This window comes from [Actinomadura] parvosata subsp. kistnae, from assembly GCF_900323885.1.
In the GTDB taxonomy this organism is placed as follows: domain Bacteria; phylum Actinomycetota; class Actinomycetes; order Streptosporangiales; family Streptosporangiaceae; genus Nonomuraea; species Nonomuraea composti.
This window is the reverse complement of record NZ_OOHJ01000022.1, coordinates 467,183-486,201: the sequence shown is the minus strand read 5'-3', so window position 1 is coordinate 486,201 and position 19,019 is coordinate 467,183. Positions and strand designations below refer to the sequence as shown.

Genomic DNA, 19,019 nt, shown 5'->3' with positions numbered 1-19,019 from the left:
GGGGAGCGCATGAGGATCGTGGAGCTCGTCTCCGTGGACGGTTACGTGGCCTTCGACCTCGACTGCCCGACGAGCGCGGGCGGAACGCGACTCGCCCCCGACGTGACGGCCGGCGAGGCGGGGCTGCTGGCGCGGGCGATGACGTACAAGCTGGCCGTGCTGGGGGAGCCGATCGGCGGGGCCAAGGCGGTGCTGCGGGCCGGCGACGAGGACCGGGACGCGGTGCTGGAGCGCTACTGCCAGGAGATCACCCCGATGGTCGAGAAGGGCGGCTTCCTCACCGCTTCGGACCTGGGCACCCGTACGGAGGACTTCGCCTCGCTGCCCGACTACCGCCCCGGCTCGGTGATGCACCAGGAGGTGGGCGGCGAGCCGGTGGACACGATGGTGACCGGTCTCGGCGTGGTGGTGGCGGCGGAGACGGCGCTCGGCGGGCTGGCCGGGCGGACACTGGCGGTGGAGGGGTTCGGCAAGGTGGGCGGCGCGGTCGTGCGCGAGGCCGTGCTGCGCGGGGCGCGCGTCGTCGCCCTGTCCACCTTGTACGGCTGCGTCGCCGACCCGGACGGCCTGGACGTGGCCGCGCTGGAGCGGCTGCGGGCCGAGCACGGCGACGCCTGCGTGACCCGTCTCGGGCTGCCCGTGCTCCCGCCCGAGTCCTTGTACGAGGTGGCCGCGGACGTGCTCGTGCCCGGCGCCCGCACCGGGACGCTGACCGCCGAACGGGCCGGCCGGGTGCGCGCCCGCGTGGTGGCCCCGGCGGCGAACGTCCCCTACACCGAGGCGGGCCTGCGCGTGCTGCGGGAGCGGGGCGTGGTCACGCTGGCGGACTTCGTGTGCAGCGCCGGCGCCACGATCGGTTACCTGGGCGATCGCTCCGGCGAGGTCCATGACGCCGCCTCCGCGCGGGCCGTGGTGGAGGAGCGGATCGCCGCGCTCACCCGGCAGGCGATGGAGCATCCGGACGGGCCGTTCGCCGCCTCGTGCGAGGTGGCCGAGCGCTTCCTGGCCACCTGGCGCGACCCCGAGGGCCTGCCCGACGGCCCACCCCTCGCCCCCGACGCCTGAGTTCCCAAGGTGCTCAAGGTCCCCGCGTCCCGAACGCGGACACGAGCGCGAACGCGCCGACCCCGACGAGCGCCGCCGTCGCGCCCGCGGACCCGAGGTCGAACAGCCGCCCGACCAGCATCTCCCCGGCGAAGGAGAACATGCCGGCGCAGAACGCCAGCACCCCGTAGTACGACCCGAACCGCTCGGGTGGCGCGTGCCGGGTGGTCCGCTGGAAGATCGACGGCTGGATAAGGCCGTTGGCCACGCCGTTCAGCACGGCCGCGACCATGAGCGGGGCGAGCTCCGTCCCGTCCAGTGGGGCGAGCACGAAGAACGCCCCGGCCGCGCACAGCAGCCCGGCCCGCAGCACCCAGGGGCGCTCGCCGCGCCGCCCGGCGGCGACGAAGGGCTGCGCGGCGGCGGCGATCGCGGCCAGCACGGAGAAGCACAGCGTGGCGGCGGCGGGGGCGAAGCCGAGCAGCGGCACGGCCGTCATGATGTGGTTGGCGAGCAGCGTCGTGGGCGCGGTCATCAGCGCGAAGAGCAGGAACCGGCGGTCGGCGAGCACGGCCCGCACGCCGGACAGCACCCCGGGGACGGGCCCGGCGCGGCGGCCGGTCCTGGGCAGCAGGAGGAACAGCCCGCCGGAGATCGCCCACATGGCGGCGGCGGCCCCCGTCAGGAGCGCGAACCCGGGCTCCAGGGAGATCAGGGCGAGCCCGACGGGCGGCCCGGCGACGGTCGCGGCGTGCTGCGCGGTGACGTAGGCGGCGAACCCCTTGGCCTGGTGGGCGGGCCCGACCCCGGCGAGCAGGCTCTGCGCGGCGGGGTTGTAGAGCGCGCCGCCGACGGCGAGGACGACGGCCGCGAAGAGCAGCGCGCCGACCCCTTCGGCGGCCCCGAGCAGGGCGAACCCGGCCGCGCGCAGCACGCAGGCGATCGCCCCGGTACGCCGCGCGCCGATCCGGTCGGTCAGCGCCCCCACGGGCAGCAGGAGCGCGAACTGCAACCCGGTCCGCGCCCCGAGGATCAGCCCCGCCGTGCCGGCCATCAGCCCGAGGTCGTGCCGCAGGTGCGCGACCAGGTGGGCCATCACGGAGAAGAAGCCCAGGCAGCAGGCGACCTGGATGGCGACGACCGTGACGACGACCCGGCGGCCGGAGGGGTCCGCGACGGCGGGCGGGGAGACGGGGGCGGCGACTGTCACGGGACCCGAGCACACCAGAGCCGGGACCGATGGTCCAATATCGGGATCCGGCCGGACCGATACCCGATTCCGTATGCATGCCTCCTCGGCGTAAACCGCTTGCAGGCGATGCTCGAAGGCCGCCGACGATCCGGCCAGTCATGACAGAGATCTTGACTTGATCCCGCGTTCATGTTCCCATCCCGTCTATGTAAACGGTTCAACCCCCTGGGGTTTCCCCCGGGTCACGCCTGCCCGGCACCCCCCACGTGACCAAGGAGGTCACCCCCCTGCACGTCAAGAACCGGTTACCGGCCGTCGCGGCGGTGCTCCTGCTGGGCGCCGCCCCGGTCGCCGTCCCGCGGCCCGCCGCCGCCCGTCCCATGGAGAACCTGAACCGCGGCGTCGTGGCCGTCCGCAGGAGCGGCACCGAGGTGCTGGTCACCTGGCGCCCCGTCGACGAGGCGGACCTCAGCACGAACGCCGGCGCGCAGTTCGGCCTGGCCGCCTTCCAGTGCCTCGCGCTCGTGGGCGAGCACATCTGACGGCCCGGGACGGCGGCGGTACGGTGGTGGCCGGAGTTCCGTTTCCCGCCGCCAGCGGAGGTCGGCCGTGTCCCGGACGCACCAGGTGATCGCGGTGGCTCTCTTGCTCGTCACGACCCTGCTCGTCACGACGGGGTGCACGAGCGGGGGAGGACCCGCGGAGCGGGCGGCACCGTGCCGCTCGGAGGTCGTGCGGGGGGAGCCGCCCCCGTGGGCGCGCGCCGGCTTCAGCCCGGGAGCGCAGGCCCATCAGGTCTTCAGCGAGCGGGGCGACATGGTGGCCATCCTCTTCGGCTACCCGCTGTTCAGCCCGCCCCGACCCGACCGCGGCAACAAGATCCTCTGGGTGTCGCGGCTGCCGCTGGTGCCGTCGGACCCGCTGCGGATCGAGGCCCGCCTCGGCGGCACGGGCACGCCGGTGCGCACCAAGGTCGGCGGCGGCCCCGGCCCGTCCCTCATCGACCTGCCGGGCGCCGGCTGCTGGCGGCTGCGGCTGAGCTGGAGCTCGCACACGGACACGATCGACCTGGAGTACGTGGCCCCGTCCTAGCGGTCAGGCCGTGTAGGGGAACTGCTCGGGCAGCACCTCGCCGCGCAGCGGGTCGCCGGCCAGGAGGCGTTCCAGCTCCGCCACCGCGAACTCGCCGAGGCGGCGCAGCTCGCACCCTGCGCCCCGGCCAGGTGCGGCGTGATGAGCATGTTGGGCAGCGAGAAGAGCGGGTGCCCGGCCGGCAGCAGGGCCGCCGCTGACCTGCACTATCGTGGAGGCCGAGTCCGGCACACTGATCCTGTGCCGGACTCGGCACTCCAGCGCCGCACCGGCTAGCTCTTGCTCCACACCGACGCGATCACGCCGTCCTCGGCGCTGAGGATCTGCGGCCGGTAACCCATCGTCTTCAGCTGCGCCGCCTTGAGCGGGTACGTCACCTTCGACAGGCTCAGGAACTCCTTGACGCCCGTGGCCGCGCCCTTGCCCCACACCGTCGAGTACGTCTTGCCGGGGCCGACCGCCATGAGCACGGGCCGCAGGCCCTGCTTCGCCTTGGCCAGCAGCTCCTGGCCGCGCTGCTCCACGGTCTGGCCCAGCGTCACCTGAAGGGTGCCCGTGGCGGCGCCCGCCACCCAGACGGCGGCGTAGAGGGGCTTCTCCGCGGTGCCGTACACGTCGAGCGAGGCGAGGCTGTAGCCGGCGGCGCCCAGCTCGGCGTTGACCTTGAGCAGCGTCTCCTTCGTCAGGGCCAGCTCCGACCTGACGAGCTGCGTGGTCTTCTCGAAGACGGCCGCGAACACGGCGGACGCGCCCGTGCCCGTGGCGGTGACCAGCTTGGGCCGGAAGCCCAGCTCGGCCTGCTCGGCGATGCGCCGGGGCAGCTCCGAGGCCGACAGGCCCTGCAGCACGCTGACCTTGCGGGTGGTGTCCTTGACCCACAGGGACGTGTACTGCGGGTTGGCCGCGTCGGTGACGTTCAGCGCCTGGGGCACGTACCCCTTGCCCAGCAGCTCCTTGACCCGCTGCACCAGCTTCGAGCCGCTGAGGGCGTCGAGGGAGAGCCAGTCGAGCACCTGTGCCTGGGCCTGGACGGCCTGGGTGCTCGCGGCGCTCGCGGGCGTGGCGACGCCCAGCAGGGGAGCGGCGGCGAGGGCCACGGCGGCGGTCAGTGCGGTCGCTCTCTTCTTGCTCCTCATGTTCCTCCTATGTGGGTAAAGGTCATCCCAATTGCGGACAAGGAGGGACCATAACAGAGCATGAGGGGAAGGCGACCTACCGTTACGGCGATCGTGACAAGGCTGTGTCAAAGCTGGTGACAGGTGAGCGTCACTCGCGTTCTGGATGGCAGAGCTGAGCGCTCAGGGTCGCCCGCGCCCAGTGCCCGAACCGGTCGGGCGTCCAGCCGCGCTCGCGCACCAGCAACAAATAGAGGTCCGGGCTCAGCACCCCGTAGATGACGTCGGCGGCCTCCTCGACCGGCACCTCCCGGCGCGCCCCCGGCTTGGCCATCAGCTCGCGGGCCGCGGCCAGCGACACGACGTGCCGCGGGTCCTCCTCGTCCGGCCACATCTGCGAGACCTCCGGGTCGGTGGCCGCCGCCACCTCCAGCACCTTGCTGATCGGCGCCACCCGCTCCAGTACGGCCAGCGTGCCCGCCACGTAACGCCGCAGGTGCTCCCCGGCGGTCGGGGCGGCCATCGCCTCCTTGAACCAGGGCCGGTCGAGCGTGGCCACCGGCAGGTCGTCGCCCGCGACCGTGACGTCCACCAGCTCCTTGAGCAGGCGGCGCTTGTTGCCGAACACGAAGTACACCGTCTGCACGGCCACGCCCGCCCGGGCCGCGATCTCCTGCAACGTCGTCGCGCCGTAGCCCTGCGCCACGAACAGGTCGCCGGCGGCGCTCAGTAGCCGCCGCCGGGTCTCCGCCGACTTCTGCGCCTTCTTGCCGGGCCTCTTGCCATCGCCGCTCATGCGGCGATGTTAGTGCAACTCTAGAGCCGGACTCTAGGCCGGTGCGGACACGGCCGCCATGCGCGCCGCCATCCGCCGCTCGAACCACAGCGAGGTGAACGGCGGCACCGCGCAGGCCAGCCCGAGCACCACCGTGCCCCGGCTCCAGCCCGCCTCCCGGGCCGAGAGCAGCACGCCGGCCACGTACAGGACGAAGAGCGCGCCGTGGATCGGCCCGAAGATCTTCACGCCGAGCTCGCCGGTCTCGGTCACGTACTTGAAGAACATCCCGACGAGCAGCCCCGCCCACGAGCACGCCTCGGCCACCGCCACGACCCGGAACCAACGCAGCACGATTCACCCTTTCATCTGGAAAACGCCATCACTCTACAAGCTGTAGAGCGCCCCGGTGGCTGCCGCACGCCGCTGCTGGGTCGTACCCCTCCACGACAAACCAGCTGACCTGGTCACTTTCCAATACCTCTTAAGCAGAGCTAACATTTCGGGCATGAGTGCGGAGGACCTGTCCGGCGCCTTCGCGGGCGTCGTCGCCGGCATCAACCGGCTGATCCGGCGCCGGGTGCGCCGCGAGATGACCGTGCCGCCGCTGCGCGGCGCCCAGGCCGAGCTGCTGCGGCTGGTCCAGTCCAGCCCCGGCATCAGCGTCTCGGCCGCGGCCAAGGAGCTCTACCTCGCGGGCAACTCGGTCTCCACGCTGGTCAACCAGCTCACGGCGGCCGGCCTGCTGCACCGCGAGACCCGCAGCGACGACCGCCGCTCGGCCCGCCTGCTGCCCACCCCCGAGGCCGAGGCGCGGCTGCGGGCCTGGCAGGAGCGGCGGGCGGCGATCGTCCGCGAGCACGTGGAGCAGCTCGGCGAGGACGACCGGGCCGCCCTGGCGGCCGCGCTCCCGGCACTGCGCAGGCTGGCCGACAGCCTGCGAGAGGAGGTGACGGAAGAATGAACGAAGAGCACTCACAGGAGGACGCGGTCACGGTCACCGGCCTGCGGTACGCCTTCGACCGGACCGGCACGGCCGTCGACGGGCTCGACCTGACCGTGCGCTCGGGCGAGGTGTTCGGCCTGCTCGGCCCCAACGGCGCGGGCAAGACCACCGCGATCCGCTGCGTGACCACGCTGCTGCCCGTCCCGGCCGGCATGGTCCGCGTCTTCGGGCACGACGTGACCACCGACCGGATGGCGGTGCGCCGCCTGCTCGGCTACGTGCCGCAGCAACTGTCCGCCGACGGCGGCCTGACCGGCAGGGAGAACGTCGCGCTCTTCGCCCGCGTCTTCGACGTGCCGCGCCGCGAGCGCGCCGACCGGGTCGCCCAGGCACTACAGGCCGTCGGGCTGGCCGAGGCCGCCGACCGGATGGCGAGCACGTACTCGGGCGGCATGGTGCGCCGCCTGGAGCTGGCCCAGGCGCTGGTCAGCGCGCCGCGCCTGCTCATACTCGACGAGCCCACGATCGGCCTCGACCCCATCGCCCGCACCGGCGTCTGGGACCACATCATGGCGATACGCGCCGCCAGCGGGATGACCGTCCTGGTCACCACGCACTACATGGACGAGGCCGACCAGTACTGCGACCGGGTGGCGCTCATGCACCAGGGCCGGGTCCGCGCGCTCGGCACGCCGCGCGGCCTCACCGACGACCTGCGCGCCCGCCTCGGCGGCGACGCCACGCCGACGCTGGAGGACGTCTTCCGCGACGTCGCCGGCAGCGGCCTCGACGACCAGGGCAAGGGAGGGGAGTTCCGCGATGTCCGCCGCACCCGCCGCACCGCGTCCCGCGTCGGCTGACGCCGACGGCCTGGAGCTGCTGCTCGTCCCGCCGCGCTCCCGCCCCGCGTGGCGGCTCGTCCCCGCCAGGGTCGTCGCCATGTGCGTGGTGGAGCTGCAGAAGCTGCGCCACGACCGGACGGAGCTCTACACCCGCGCGATCCAGCCCGCGCTGTGGCTGCTGATCTTCGGTGAGACGTTCACCCGCATCAACGTGATCCCGACCGGCGGCATCCCCTATCGCGACTACCTGGCGCCCGGGATCATCGCCCAGTCCACGATGTTCATCGCCATCTTCTACGGCATCCACATCATCTGGGAGCGCGACTCGGGCGTCCTGACCAAGCTCCTCGTCACGCCGACGCCGCGCGCCGCGCTGGTGGCGGGCAAGGCGTTCGCCGCCGGGGTGAAGGCGATCATCCAGGCCGTGGTCGTCGTGCTCATCGCGGCGCTCCTGGGCGTCAGCCTGAGCCCGAACCCGGCGCGCCTGCTGGGGGTGCTGGCGGCGGTGCTGCTCGGCTCGGCGTTCTTCTCCTGCCTGTCGATGACGATCGCCGGCATCGTCCGTACGCGGGACCGGCTGATGGGCATCGGCCAGGCCATCACGATGCCGCTGTTCTTCGCCTCCAACGCGCTCTACCCGACGGCGTCCATGCCGGGCTGGCTGCAGGCCATCAGCTCGATCAACCCCCTCACCTACGAGGTGAACGCGCTGCGCGGCCTGCTGCTGGACCTCCCCGCCCGGCTGCCGCTCGACTTCGCGGTGCTGCTCGTCGCGGCGGCACTCGGCATCACGGCGGCCTCGGCCCTGCTGGGCCGCCTGTCCCGCTGACCCGCCGGGTACGCTCGCCTCACCACGAGCCCCGTCCCCTTGGGAGGTACCCCCTCATGACCATCACGTTCGGCGCGATCGGCGGCGGGCGGCGGACCCGGTTCTTCCTGCGGCTGGCCGCCGCGCTCCCCGGCCGGCTGCGGATCAGCGGCGTCGTGACGCGAGGCGAGGAGCGGGGCAGGCAGATCACCGACGAGTGGGGCGTGCCCGCCTTCCGCTCGGTCGGCGACCTGCTGCGGCACGAGCGGCCCGACTACGTGGCCGCCGCCGTGCCCTGGCCCGCCATGCCGGACGCGATCCGCTCGGTCGTCGAGCACGGCCTGCCCGTCCTGGCCGAGACGCCGCCCGCGCCCGACCTCGACGGCCTGCGCGCTCTGTGGCAGGACGTCGGCGGCACCGGCCTGGTGCAGGTGGCCGAGCAGTACCTGCTGATGCCCGGCCACGCGGCCCGGCTGGCGCTCGTCCGCGAGGGCGTGATCGGCGAGCCGACCTCCGTCCAGGTCTCCTCGACCCACCTCTACCACGCGGTCTCGATGATCCGCGGCCTGCTCGGCATCGGATTCGAGCCCGCCGAGGTACGCGCCGGCGCGTTCGACGCCCCGCTCGCCGACCCGCTCGGGCCCGACGGATGGACCGGCGACGGCACGCCGCAGCGGCGCACCACGACCATCGCCACCCTCGACTTCGGCGGCCGCATGGGCCTGTACGACTTCACCGAGAACCAGTGGTGGAACCCCCTGCGGACGCGCCGCATCGTGGTGCGCGGCTCGATCGGCGAGCTGGCCGACGACCGGGTGGTCCGGCTGACAGACCCGGTGACGCCGGTGGAGTCGCACCTGGTGCGCCGGGACACCGGCGTCGATCTCAGCCTGGAGTTCCGCGACCTCAAGCACATCAGCTTCGACGGCCGGGTGGTCTACCGCAACCCGTTCGACGGGTCGGGCCTGTCCGACGACGACATCGCGGTGGCCGACATCCTGGAGCGCACCGGCGTCTGGGCCCGCCAGGAGGGGCCGGCCCCGTACCCGCTCGCCGAGGCCTGCCAGGACCACCTGATCAGCCTCGCCATCGGCGAGTCGGCGCGGACCGGCGGCCCCGTCACCACCGGCAAGGAGGCGTGGGCCCAGCCGGTACGCTGCAACGGCTGGCGGTTGGTGATCACGGAGGGCAGCGGTGAAGAGGCTGATCGCCCGGCTCTGGCACGGCATCCGCGGGTCGGTCCAGTGGCGGCTGCTCTACCTGTCCCAGGCCAAGTTCATGGTGGGGGTGACCGGGGTCGTCCGCGACCGCGACGGCAACGTGCTGCTGCTGCGCCACCGCTTCTGGCCCGAGCACCGGCAGTGGGGGCTGCCGACGGGCGGGGCCAAGCGCGGGGAGACCTTCGAGCAGACCGTCGTGCGCGAGGTGCGCGAGGAGACCGGGCTGGAGGTCAGCGTGGGCGAGCTGGTGCACCTCAGGAGCGGGTTCCGGCTGCGGGTCGAGGTCGCGTACGAGGCTTTTTACGCGGGCGGCGGCACGATGCGGCTCAACGCGATGGAGATCCTGGAGGCCCGCTGGTGCGCCCCCGGCGACCTGCCCGAGGGCCTGCTGGAGCCGCACCGCCGGCTGATCACGTCATCACGTGGGAAGGTCGGCCGTGGTGGTGAAGGCGGCGTCGAGGTGGGCGGTGTCGTTGAAGCGCCGCAGGATCCACCGGGCCTCGGTCAGCACCAGGTGTGACACCGAGGCGTTGTCGGCGCCGAGGAACGCGAACGGCCGCGACCCGGTGGCCGCCGCCAGCGCCTCGGCGATCACCCCGCCGTGGGTGACCACCACGATCCGCTGGCCGGGGTGGGCGGCGGCGAGGTCTTCGAGCGCCTTGCGGACCCGCTCGGAGAAGGCCGCGGCGGGCTCGGCGCCCGGGATCACGTCCCAGCGCTCCTCGCGCGCCATGCGGCGGGCGGTCGGGTGGCCCTCGGCGACCATGCGGCGGAACAGCCCGCCCTCCCACTCGCCGAGGTGCACCTCGCGCAGCTCGGGCACCACCACCGGCGCCAGGCCGAGCCGGCCGGCGAGCGGCGCGGCCGTCTGGGACGTGCGGCGCAGCGAGCTCACGTAGATGGCGTCCACGCGCTCGGCGGCGAGCCGCAGGCCCACCCGCCGCGCCTGCTCGTGCCCCTCGGGCGCGAGCCCCGGGTCGCCCTGGCCGTCCACCAGGGGGAAGGGCCGGTCGGGCCGCGCGGGCTCCGACTCGCCGTGCCGGACCAGCAGGACCTCGGTGGCGCCCGGCGGCGTACGGAACCGGCCCTGCCGGTACTCGACCGGCTCGCCGCTCTCAGCTCTCACAAGAACAGAACATTACTCTATCCTCGCTGAGAGCCGATTTGGACGCGGGCCATCTTCGGAGGCACCCTGGTTGCGTGTACGTCCAGGAAGCAGATCCGCTCGAAGACGTCCTCACGCTGATCGGCACGACCAGCCGCCTGTCCGTGCGGCTGGTCGCCGGCGGGCGGTGGGCGCTGTCGTTCGGCCCGCCCGACGGCATCAAGTTCAACGCGGTCCGCCGGGGCCGCTGCGTGCTCACCGTGGACGGCGTGCCGGAGCCGATCCCGCTGCACGAGGGCGACTGCTTCCTGCTCGTCCAGCCGCGCCCCTTCACCCTGGCCAGTGCGCCCGGGGTGCGGCCGCTCCCGGCCGGCCCCGTCTTCGCGGCGGCCACCGGCGGCGTCGCCCGCACCGGGACGGGGGAGGACGTCGTCCTCATGGGCGGCCGCTTCGACTTCGGCGAGCGCGCCCGCGAGCTGCTGCTCGACGTGCTGCCGCCGGTGATCCACGTGCCCGGCGACACCGCCGAGGCCGCCACCGTCCGCTGGGCGCTCCAGCAGATCGACGCCGAGCTGCGCGAGCGGCCGCTCGCCGCCACGCTCGTCACCGAGCACCTCGCCCTCGTCATGCTCATCCACCTGCTGCGCCTGCACCTGGTCAACGCCGGGCCGGGCGGGACGTCCGGCTGGCTGGCCGGGCTCGCCGACCCGATCGTGGCCCCGGCGCTGCGCGCCCTGCACGCCCGGCCCGCCCACGGCTGGACGGTGGCGGAGCTGGCCGCCGTGGCGGCGGTGTCCCGGTCGACGCTGGCCGCCCGGTTCAAGCGGGTCGTGGGGCAGGGGCCGCTGGAGTACCTGACCCGCTGGCGGATCGAGCTGGCCGCCGACCGGCTGCGCCACGGCGACCAGACGGTGGCGGCGATCGCCGCCCAGGTGGGGTACGGCTCGGTGAGCGCGCTGAGCAACGCGTTCAAGCGGGTCACGGGGGTGTCGCCGCGCGACTACCGCCGCTGAGGGACGACCATCAGCTGTCCGATATGTTCTTTTCGGTGATGACTGGGGTTCGGGAGCCGATGCGTGGTGCCTTGCTGATCGCGGCCGGCGTGCTGGCCGCCGTCATGGGCGTTTCCGGCTGCGGCACCGTCCCAGGGCTGCCCGCCTGGCCCGCCGCGCCGCCCACCCGTACCCCTGCCGCACCGTCACCGGCCCCGTCCTCCGCGACCCCCACGCCCTCCGCGACCAGGGCGGCGCTCACCATCCCGCAGGCCGAGCGGGCCTTCAGCGAGTGGCTGCTCGAACGCAACCACGAGACCTTCGGCCAGAAACCGGGGCACAAGCCGATCAACCCGACCGGCACCCCCTCGACGCCGAAGGCTACGTCACCGACATGGACGACACCGTCGCCCGCGCCGTCACCGAGGAGTACCGCAACTTCTGGAACAACGAGAAGAAGGAAGGTCAGTCCGGCTACCGGCTGGCCAAGGACAGCTTCAGCCGCAAGGCGTTCCCCGCCGTGAACAAGGGCATGTACGTCACGTTCGCCGGCCACGGCTCCGTCTTCGGCTTCCGCACGCGCAGCGGCGGCTCGTTCTTCCTGTTCGCCCTGGTCAACGACACCAAGAGCGTCAATCAGGTGCTGAGCGAGGCGCTCCTGGTGCCCAAGGGGAGCAGGACCATCCAGGAGCTCGGCGCCAACTGGTTCTCCTAGTGCGTGGGCTGCTCGACCGCGTGCTCCGCCCGCGCGGGCAGCAGCAGCGCGGTGACGACCACCGCCACGGACAGCACCGCCCCGATGACGAACGCCAGCCGCATGCCGCCCAGGTTGGCCAGCGCCGCCGTGACGCCCTCCGCCCTGAGCGACTCGGCCCGCGCGCTCATCACGGTGACCACGAGCGCGGTGCCGAAGGCCGCCGACACCTGTTGCAACGTGCTCAGGATCGAGCTGCCGTGGGAGTAGAGCGGCGGCGGGACCGCGCCCAGCCCGAGCGTGAACACCGGCGTGAACGTCGCGGCCAGGCTCACCATCATCAGCGCGTGCAGGCCGAGCAGCTGCCAGAACGGCGTCGTCATCGTCACCTGCGTGAACCCGGCCAGAGCCAGCATGATCCCGACCGCGCCCGGGATGACCAGGACCCGCCCGCCGAACTTGTCGAACAGCCGGCCCACGGGCGGGCCCAGCAGCCCCATCGCCAGGCCGCCCGGCATCACGAGCAGGCCGGTCTCCAGGGGGCTGAGCGCGCGCACGTTCTGCAGGTAGAGCGGCAGCAGGATCATCGAGCCGAGCATCGCCATGAACGCCACCGACATCAGGACCAGCGCGACCGTGTAGGTGCGGTGCCGCAGGGTGCGCAGGTCCAGCAGCGGGACGCCGCGCCGCTGCAGCACCAGCTGCCGCAGGACGAAGACCACGATGGTCACCAGGCCGGCCGCCACGACCGCCGCCGCCACCCGCACGTCGCCGCCCTCGAACCGGCTCAGGCCGTAGACCAGCCCGCCGAACCCGGCCGCCGCCGTCACCACGCTGAACCAGTCGATGCTGCCGGTGCGCGGCTCCCCGACGTTCTTGAGCCGCCGCAGCCCGCCCCAGGCGATCAGCGCGGCGATGGGCAGCACCACCGCGAACAGCAGCCGCCACGACCCGAACTGGAGGATCACCCCCGACACCGCCGGCCCCATCGCGGGCGCCACCGAGATGGCCAGCGTGACGTTGCCCATCACCCGGCCCCGGTCCGACTCCGGCACCACCTGCATCAGCGTCGTCATCAGCAGCGGCATCATCACCGCCGTGCCCGACGCCTGCACGATCCGGGCGCCCAGCAGCACCTCGAACGTGGGCGCCACGATCGCCAGCGCCGTGCCGAGCAGGAACAGGCCCATCGCGGTGACGTACGCGCCGCGCGTGGACACCCGCTGCAGGAACCACCCCGTGATCGGGATGACGGCCGCCATCGTCAGCATGAAGGCGGTCGAGAGCCACTGCGCGGTCTGCTCGGTGATGTGCAGCGCCTCCATCAGCCGCGGGATCGCGTTGATCATGATGGTCTCGTTGAGGATGACCACGAACGTGGCCAGCACCAGCAGCCGGATGACGGCCGGGGTGCGCCCTGCGACGGCGCGCGCGGGATCGGTGGTTGAGCCGAGCTGTGGCCTGGACACGGCACCTCGATCGGGGCTGTCGGACATGACGCGGTCATGGCCGGCGTCCCGGCCTTCGGTGGTCTCATACGATGTTGTGGTCATGCACGGATGGACCGGTGCGGCTGACGAAACTCATCGGTGTCTTCCAGCATTGCGGCAAGTACTGCGAAATGTCACCTCGTTTTCACCCATGGTGAAAGATGACCTTCGAGCGGCCGGCCGTTCAGACGTTCATGAGATCCGACGTCACGTAGCCGCACCGCCGGAACCTGGCCTCCCGCTCGGCCTGCTCCGACTCCTCCGGGGTGAGCCAGCGCCGCAGGATGCGGGGGAACAGGTCCTCGTCGATCGAGCTGGGGCCGTAGCCGCCCGGGTCGTCGACCCGCCGGTAGGACACCTGAGGGTAGGCCGCCGTGGACGCGGGGGCGCTGCGCGTGATCAGGCAGCGCGCGGGACGATCGCCGCCCGCCGGATCCGACTCCCACTCCAGCGCGTGCTCGAACCATGTGCCGGGTTCGGGAGTCGTGCTCATCACGCGCCCATTATCGGCAGGGGAGTGGCCGGCGGCGGGTGAATGAAACCCACCGGTTATGGCGGGCCCAAGGGCAGAATCGGTCGAACACGCATGACAGGGTGGAAACTGCCCGCCCCCAGGGTCTACGGTGACCCGCGAAGGAGGGCACCATGGCCACCCCCACCAGGCCGGCGCCGACCGGCCCGCCCGACGACCGCGCGACGACACGCGGCTGGCGCTCCTGTTCATCCTTCCCGCGCTGATCGGCTTCCTGGTCTTCCTGCTGTGGCCGACGCTGCGGGGCATCTACCTGAGCTTCACCAGGTTCAACCTGCTCACCCCGGCCCGCTGGACCGGGCTCGACAACTACGTGCGCATGGCGCAGGACCCGGTGTTCTGGAACGCGCTGGCCGTCACCGTGTACTACGTCGTCGTCAACATCGCCGTCCAGACCGTCCTGGCGCTGGTCATCGCGGTGATGATGCAGCGGCTCACCCGCCGCACCTGGCTGCGCGGCGTGGTGCTGACGCCCTACCTCGTCTCGAACGTGGTCGCGGCGCTGGTGTTCCTGTGGATCCTCGACTACCAGCTCGGCATCGGCAACAAGCTGCTGGAACTGGCCGGGCTGGACCGCGTCGGCTTCCTCGTCGACTCCGCCTGGGTCATCCCGACGATCGCGCTGATCAACGTCTGGCGGCACGTCGGCTACACCGCGCTGCTGATCTTCGCGGGCCTGCAGACCATCCCCGAGACCCTGTACGAGGCCGGCCGCATGGACGGCGCGAGCGAGCCGCGCATGTTCCGCACCATCACGCTGCCGCTGCTGCGGCCCGTCATGGCCGTCGTGCTGATCATCAGCGTGGTGGGCTCGTTCCAGGTGTTCGACACCGTCGCGATCGCGACCAGGGGCGGGCCGGTCGACTCCTCCAGGGTGCTGCAGTACTACATCTACGAGGTCGCGTTCAACCGCTTCCAGTTCGGCTACGCGTCGGCGATGTCCGTGGCGCTGCTCGTCGTCCTGATGATCATCACGTTCGTGCAGTACCGGCTGACCCGCGCCGGCACCTCCGACCTGGCCTGAGGAGGCACGACATGACAACAGCAACGGCGCCCGCCGCCGGCGTGAGAGGAGGCGCGACATGACGACCGCCACGGCGCCCGCCCCCGGCGTGAAACGCCGGCCCCGCATCGGCCGCGGCCTGGCCTGGGCGTTCATGGTGCTGGTGATCGTCGTCAGCCTGTTCCCGTTCTACTGGGTGCTGCGCACCGCGCTGTCCGACAACAACGCCCTCTACGCCGGCGGCGACAGCCTGGGGCCCGTGCAGTTCTCCTGGGGCGGCTTCCAACGTGTCTTCGGCCTCCAGACCGGCCAGGAGGCCATCGACGCCGGCGGCTCGGGCCAGCCGATCGCGTTCTGGCGCTACCTGCTCAACTCCGTGCTGGTCGCCACCATGGTCACCGCCGGGCAGGTGTTCTTCTCCGCCATGGCCGCCTACGCCTTCGCCCGGCTGCGCTGGCGGCACCGCGACAAGGTCTTCGCCGTCTTCCTGGCCGGCCTCATGATCCCCGCCATCTTCACGCTGCTGCCGAACTTCGTCCTCATCAAAGAGCTCGGCCTGATCGACACCGTGCTCGGCATCGCGCTGCCCACCATGCTGATGACGCCGTTCGCGGTGTTCTTCCTGCGCCAGTTCTTCCTCGGCATCTCGCGCGAGGTCGAGGAGGCCGCCCTCGTCGAGGGCGCGTCCAAGACACGCATCTTCTTCCGGCTCATCCTGCCGATCTCGGCCGCGCCGATCTCCACGCTGTCGATCCTGACCTACATCACCTCATGGAACGAGTACTTCTGGCCGCTCATGGTCAGCTACACCGACAGGTCACGCGTGCTCACCGTCGCCCTCGGCGTGTTCAAGTCGCAGAAGCCGCAGGCCGGCCCCGACTGGGCGGGCCTCATGGCGGCCACGCTCGTCGCCGCGCTGCCCATGCTGCTGCTGTTCTTCGTCTTCGCCCGCCGCATCGTCAACTCCATCGGCTTCAGCGGGATCAAGTGATGCTCCGACGACTCCTCCTCACCGCCCTCCTCCTCACCACCGCCTGCGGCGGCGGCCCGACGGCGGCGCCACCGGCACCATCGAATACTGGCTCTGGGACTCCGCCCAGCAGCCCGGCTACCAGAAGTGCGCCGACCTCTTCCAGCAGCAGAACCCCGGCCTGCGCATCCACATCTCCCAGTACGGCTGGGACGACTACTGGTCCAAGCTCACCGCCAGCTTCATCGCCGACACCGCCCCCGACGTCTTCACCGACCAGCTCACCAAGTTCCCCCAGTTCGTCGACCTCCAGGTGCTGCGCCCCCTCGACGACCTCGCCCCCACCCGCGACATCAAGGACTCCGACTACCAGCAGGGCCTGGCCGAGCTGTGGAAGGGCAAGGACGGCAAACGCTACGGCGCCCCCAAGGACTGGGACACCATCGCCATCTTCTACAACAAAGCCGCACTCAAAGCCGCCGGCATCGACCCCGTCACCCTGAACGACCTCACCTGGAACCCCCGCGACGGCGGCACCTTCGAGAAGACGATCGCCCACCTCACCATCGACCAGAACGGCGTCCGAGGCGACGAGCCCGGCTTCGACCGCACCGGGGTCAAGACGTACGGGCTGGCCTCCAACGGCGGCGGCGGCGACAACTGGGGCCAGACCCAGTGGTCCGCCTTCACCGGCAGCGCCGGCTGGCAGGCCACCGACAAGAACCCGTGGGGCACCCGCTTCAACCTGAACTCGCCCGTCGTCCAGGACACCCTCACCTGGTACTTCGGCCTTGTCCGCAAGGGCTACATGGCCAGCTTCGCCGCCATCGGCGGCAACAACGCCATCACCGCCGACACCCAGATCCAGTCCGGCATCGCCGCCATGGGCCTCAGCGGCTCGTGGACCATCGCCTCGTTCACCAAACTCACCGACGCCGCCGGCAACAAGCTCGACATCGGCCTCGCCCCCACCCCGATCGGGCCCACCGGCAAACGTGCCTCCATGTTCAACGGCCTCGCCGACTCCATCACCACGTTCTCCAAACAGCCCGAGAACGCCGCCAAATGGGTGAAATTCCTGTCCGGGGAGCAGTGCCAGAACATCATCGGCCGAACCGGCGTCGTCTTCCCCGCCCGCCCTTCCGGGACGTCGCTCGCCATCCAGTACAACGAGAACGAGCGCAACCTGGACGTGTCCCCCTTCACCGACCACATCAAGAACCGCACCACGTTCCCGCTGCCGGTGACGTCGAACGCGGCCGACATCACCGCCCTGATGCGCCCCGCCCTGGACGCCCTCTTCCTCGGCCAAGCCCCCGCCAGCTCCCTCACCTCCCTCAACAACCAGCTCAACGCCCTGTTCAAGGTGGCCGGCTGACCGGGCCGCTCGCCGGGGGACGGGGTGACGGGGCGGGGCTGGACGGGGCGCGTCGGCGCAGCAGGAGGCGCGGCCCGACCCGGGCGCCGTCGGCCCGGCAGCCGGAGCGGCGCGGTCTGGGCGCCACAGGTGCGGCAGGCGGTGTGGGCCGACCTGGGCGCTACCGGCACGGCACGTGGCATGGGTCGGCGCGGGCGCACCAGGACAGTGAGTGGCGCGGTGCGGGCGGGCCCGTCATCCGCACGAGCGCTGGTCCAACCCACCGGCGGCACATGAGCGCTGGCCCGAACACACCGACGGCACATGAGCGGCCACTAGCGCAGGCGGGCCAGCCAGCGCCCGTGGGCAGCCCAGCAGTCGGCGCCGGCGAACCCGCCGGCCACCGCGACGCGCCGGATGTCGTCCGCCGACACGGTTGCCCAGCCGAACCATTGCCCCACCACATCACCCCGCCGCAACCTGATCCGATCCACCCGGCTGCGAGTCCCGGGCGGCGCGACCTCGGCCAGCACGGTGCCGCCCGGCCGCAGCAGGTGCCTGACCCGGTGCAGCAACGCCGCCGGATTCCCACCGATGCCGATGTTCCCGTCGGCGAGCAGCGCGGTGGCCCAGCGCCCGCTGTACGGAATGTCATCGAAGACATCCCGGAGCAGGGCGAACCCTCCGGCGCGGCGCGTCAGGGCAACGGCTCGCGGCGTGATGTCGATGCCGAGCGAACGAACCCCGCGCCGCGTCAACGCCACCGTCAACCGCCCCGGCCCGGAGCCGATGTCCAGCGTGGGACTGGAACAGCGGGCCAGGAGCTCCTCATCGCCCGCGATCGGCTCGAACCAGCGCGCGGCCTCCAGCGGCACGCGGGTGCCGTCCACGTACTCGATCTCGACACTCTCACCGGCCAGGGCATCGGCATACACCTCACCGATCACCGGCTCAGCTCCCGCTCGTCGGTCTGCTTCTCGTTCATCGGCTCAACTTCCGCTCGTCGGTCTGCTTCTCCCTCAATGGCCCGGCCTCTGGATCGTTGGTCTGGTTGTCGTTCATTGGCCCGGGCTCCGGGTTGTCGGTCTGGTTGTCGTTCATTGGCCCGGGCTCCGGGTTGTCGGTCTGGTTGTCGTTCATTGGCCCGGGCTCCGGGTCGTTGGTCCGGTTCTCGTTCATCGGGCCGGCTCCGGATCGTTGGTCCGGTTCTCGATCGGCGGTCCAGTTCCCGCAGAGTGGTGGCGAAGCGGGAGGTGGGTGCGGCTGCCGCCACAATGGCCGCGTCCGCCGCCGTGTCGACGTCGGTCAGCTCGGGCAGGTGGTGGACGGCCAGCCCGGCGCGTACGAGCCGGTCGAGCTGGTGCTTGCCGGTCTCCGGATGCGACATCGGCACCCCGAGGAGCAGCGCGGGGTCCGGCCGCCGCAGGCCGAGCAGCCAGAAGCCGCCGTCGCCGGCCGGGCCGAACACCGCGTCGTGCCGCTCCAAAGCCTGTCCGGCCTCGTTCAGCAGCGCGGGTGTGACCTGCGGGGTGTCCATGCCGATCAGCACGACAGGGCCCGGTCGCAGCCGGTGGGCGTCGGTGAAGGCCGCCGCCAGGCGTTCGTCCAGGCCGCCTCCGCGTTGCGGGACCACCACGAACCCTGGAGGCAGCCACCGGCCGGGCAGCCCGTCCAGGGCGAGCACCCGCTGAGCGGCGGGTGTCGCGGCCACGGCGCGCACGCTGTCGATCAGCGCCGCCTCGGCGAGGGCGGCGGCCTCCTCCGGGCTGTACGGCGGGGTCAAGCGGGTCTTGACCCGGCCCGGCAACGGTTCCTTGGCGATGATCACGATCTGTGGCATGA

23 protein-coding genes and 1 pseudogene are annotated in these 19,019 nt (G+C 72.0%); 13 read left to right on the top strand and 11 right to left on the bottom strand.

Going from position 1 to position 19,019, the window contains the following annotated elements:
- Positions 1–9 precede the first annotated feature (9 nt).
- Positions 10–1,065: a Glu/Leu/Phe/Val dehydrogenase dimerization domain-containing protein gene (locus KIS93_RS45030; protein ID WP_080041427.1), complete on the top strand. Its 1,056-nt coding sequence runs from the start codon at positions 10–12 to the stop codon at positions 1,063–1,065.
- 13 nt (positions 1,066–1,078) lie between these two features.
- Here KIS93_RS45030 and KIS93_RS45025 read toward each other — a convergent pair whose 3' ends face one another.
- The gene (locus KIS93_RS45025; RefSeq protein WP_080041426.1) at positions 1,079–2,254 is read right to left on the bottom strand and encodes an MFS transporter; all 1,176 of its coding nucleotides are present in this window, start codon (positions 2,252–2,254) and stop codon (positions 1,079–1,081) included.
- 248 nt (positions 2,255–2,502) lie between these two features.
- On the opposite strand from KIS93_RS45025, the gene KIS93_RS45020 reads away from it, so the two are divergent.
- Entirely contained in the window at positions 2,503–2,778 is a 276-nt protein-coding gene (locus KIS93_RS45020; RefSeq protein WP_080041425.1) for a hypothetical protein, read from the top strand.
- A gap of 94 nt (positions 2,779–2,872) precedes the next feature.
- Positions 2,873–3,328 (top strand): hypothetical protein, encoded by a 456-nt coding sequence (locus KIS93_RS63850; protein WP_080047073.1) that lies wholly within the window; start codon positions 2,873–2,875, stop codon positions 3,326–3,328.
- Positions 3,329–3,331: 3 nt separating this feature from the next.
- On the opposite strand, the gene KIS93_RS45010 is transcribed toward KIS93_RS63850, so the two are convergent.
- The 4 genes from KIS93_RS45010 to KIS93_RS44995 form a co-directional block, all read right to left on the bottom strand.
- Positions 3,332–3,559, bottom strand: coding sequence for a hypothetical protein (locus KIS93_RS45010; RefSeq protein WP_222107872.1), 228 nt, complete (start codon positions 3,557–3,559; stop codon positions 3,332–3,334).
- A 41-nt stretch (positions 3,560–3,600) separates the two neighbouring features.
- Positions 3,601–4,464 (bottom strand): hypothetical protein, encoded by an 864-nt coding sequence (locus KIS93_RS45005; RefSeq protein ID WP_080041424.1) that lies wholly within the window; start codon positions 4,462–4,464, stop codon positions 3,601–3,603.
- Positions 4,465–4,594: 130 nt separating this feature from the next.
- Positions 4,595–5,239, bottom strand: coding sequence for a TetR/AcrR family transcriptional regulator (locus tag KIS93_RS45000; protein ID WP_080041423.1), 645 nt, complete (start codon positions 5,237–5,239; stop codon positions 4,595–4,597).
- A 33-nt stretch (positions 5,240–5,272) separates the two neighbouring features.
- Positions 5,273–5,572: a DUF3817 domain-containing protein gene (locus KIS93_RS44995; protein ID WP_080041422.1), complete on the bottom strand. Its 300-nt coding sequence runs from the start codon at positions 5,570–5,572 to the stop codon at positions 5,273–5,275.
- A gap of 154 nt (positions 5,573–5,726) precedes the next feature.
- Here KIS93_RS44995 and KIS93_RS44990 point away from each other — a divergent pair, with 154 nt between their 5' ends.
- The 5 genes and pseudogenes from KIS93_RS44990 (at position 5,727) to KIS93_RS44970 (ending at position 9,554) form a co-directional block, all read left to right on the top strand.
- Positions 5,727–6,182 (top strand): MarR family winged helix-turn-helix transcriptional regulator, encoded by a 456-nt coding sequence (locus tag KIS93_RS44990; protein WP_080041421.1) that lies wholly within the window; start codon positions 5,727–5,729, stop codon positions 6,180–6,182.
- A complete protein-coding gene (locus KIS93_RS44985; protein ID WP_080041420.1) occupies positions 6,179–7,024 on the top strand; it encodes an ABC transporter ATP-binding protein in 846 nt (281 codons plus the stop codon). Before KIS93_RS44990 ends, KIS93_RS44985 begins: the two co-directional genes overlap by 4 nt.
- A complete protein-coding gene (locus KIS93_RS44980) occupies positions 6,984–7,835 on the top strand; it encodes an ABC transporter permease (RefSeq protein WP_080041419.1) in 852 nt (283 codons plus the stop codon). The genes KIS93_RS44985 and KIS93_RS44980 overlap by 41 nt, the downstream gene beginning before the upstream one ends.
- Positions 7,836–7,891: 56 nt before the next feature.
- Positions 7,892–8,212, top strand: a pseudogene (locus KIS93_RS66310) (Gfo/Idh/MocA family oxidoreductase); the annotation flags it as partial.
- Positions 8,213–9,092: 880 nt separating this feature from the next.
- On the top strand, positions 9,093–9,554 hold the full coding sequence (locus KIS93_RS44970) for an NUDIX hydrolase (RefSeq protein ID WP_186404908.1): 462 nt from the start codon (positions 9,093–9,095) through the stop codon (positions 9,552–9,554).
- Here the strand turns inward: KIS93_RS44970 and KIS93_RS44965 are convergent.
- A complete protein-coding gene (locus KIS93_RS44965) occupies positions 9,453–10,160 on the bottom strand; it encodes a histidine phosphatase family protein (RefSeq protein WP_080041417.1) in 708 nt (235 codons plus the stop codon). The two genes, KIS93_RS44970 and KIS93_RS44965, sit on opposite strands and share 102 nt — an antisense overlap.
- Before the next feature lie 74 nt (positions 10,161–10,234).
- On the opposite strand from KIS93_RS44965, the gene KIS93_RS44960 reads away from it, so the two are divergent.
- Positions 10,235–11,152: an AraC family transcriptional regulator gene (locus tag KIS93_RS44960; protein ID WP_080041416.1), complete on the top strand. Its 918-nt coding sequence runs from the start codon at positions 10,235–10,237 to the stop codon at positions 11,150–11,152.
- 10 nt (positions 11,153–11,162) lie between these two features.
- On the opposite strand, the gene KIS93_RS44955 is transcribed toward KIS93_RS44960, so the two are convergent.
- Positions 11,163–11,441, bottom strand: coding sequence for a hypothetical protein (locus KIS93_RS44955; RefSeq protein ID WP_155128240.1), 279 nt, complete (start codon positions 11,439–11,441; stop codon positions 11,163–11,165).
- Between the two features lie 84 nt (positions 11,442–11,525).
- Here KIS93_RS44955 and KIS93_RS44950 point away from each other — a divergent pair, with 84 nt between their 5' ends.
- A complete protein-coding gene (locus KIS93_RS44950) occupies positions 11,526–11,846 on the top strand; it encodes a hypothetical protein (protein ID WP_080041414.1) in 321 nt (106 codons plus the stop codon).
- On the opposite strand, the gene KIS93_RS44945 is transcribed toward KIS93_RS44950, so the two are convergent.
- A complete protein-coding gene (locus KIS93_RS44945; RefSeq protein WP_230465441.1) occupies positions 11,843–13,294 on the bottom strand; it encodes an MDR family MFS transporter in 1,452 nt (483 codons plus the stop codon). The two genes, KIS93_RS44950 and KIS93_RS44945, sit on opposite strands and share 4 nt — an antisense overlap.
- Positions 13,295–13,499: 205 nt before the next feature.
- Positions 13,500–13,811 (bottom strand): hypothetical protein, encoded by a 312-nt coding sequence (locus tag KIS93_RS44940; protein WP_155128237.1) that lies wholly within the window; start codon positions 13,809–13,811, stop codon positions 13,500–13,502.
- A gap of 127 nt (positions 13,812–13,938) precedes the next feature.
- Here KIS93_RS44940 and KIS93_RS44935 point away from each other — a divergent pair, with 127 nt between their 5' ends.
- From KIS93_RS44935 to KIS93_RS44925, 3 genes are read left to right on the top strand one after another with little or no spacing between them, the layout of a single operon-like run.
- The gene (locus KIS93_RS44935) at positions 13,939–14,871 is read left to right on the top strand and encodes a carbohydrate ABC transporter permease (protein ID WP_186404802.1); all 933 of its coding nucleotides are present in this window, start codon (positions 13,939–13,941) and stop codon (positions 14,869–14,871) included.
- 58 nt (positions 14,872–14,929) lie between these two features.
- Positions 14,930–15,841: a carbohydrate ABC transporter permease gene (locus tag KIS93_RS44930; protein WP_080041410.1), complete on the top strand. Its 912-nt coding sequence runs from the start codon at positions 14,930–14,932 to the stop codon at positions 15,839–15,841.
- A gap of 43 nt (positions 15,842–15,884) precedes the next feature.
- On the top strand, positions 15,885–17,198 hold the full coding sequence (locus KIS93_RS44925; protein ID WP_186404907.1) for an ABC transporter substrate-binding protein: 1,314 nt from the start codon (positions 15,885–15,887) through the stop codon (positions 17,196–17,198).
- A gap of 314 nt (positions 17,199–17,512) precedes the next feature.
- Here KIS93_RS44925 and KIS93_RS44920 read toward each other — a convergent pair whose 3' ends face one another.
- Together KIS93_RS44920 and KIS93_RS44915 are read right to left on the bottom strand one after the other, a co-directional pair.
- Positions 17,513–18,124 (bottom strand): class I SAM-dependent methyltransferase, encoded by a 612-nt coding sequence (locus tag KIS93_RS44920; RefSeq protein WP_080041408.1) that lies wholly within the window; start codon positions 18,122–18,124, stop codon positions 17,513–17,515.
- Positions 18,121–19,017 carry a TIGR04282 family arsenosugar biosynthesis glycosyltransferase gene (locus KIS93_RS44915; protein ID WP_230465440.1) on the bottom strand — a complete coding sequence of 299 codons (897 nt, stop codon included), beginning with the start codon at positions 19,015–19,017 and terminating at the stop codon, positions 18,121–18,123. The genes KIS93_RS44920 and KIS93_RS44915 overlap by 4 nt, the downstream gene beginning before the upstream one ends.
- Positions 19,018–19,019 lie beyond the last annotated feature (2 nt).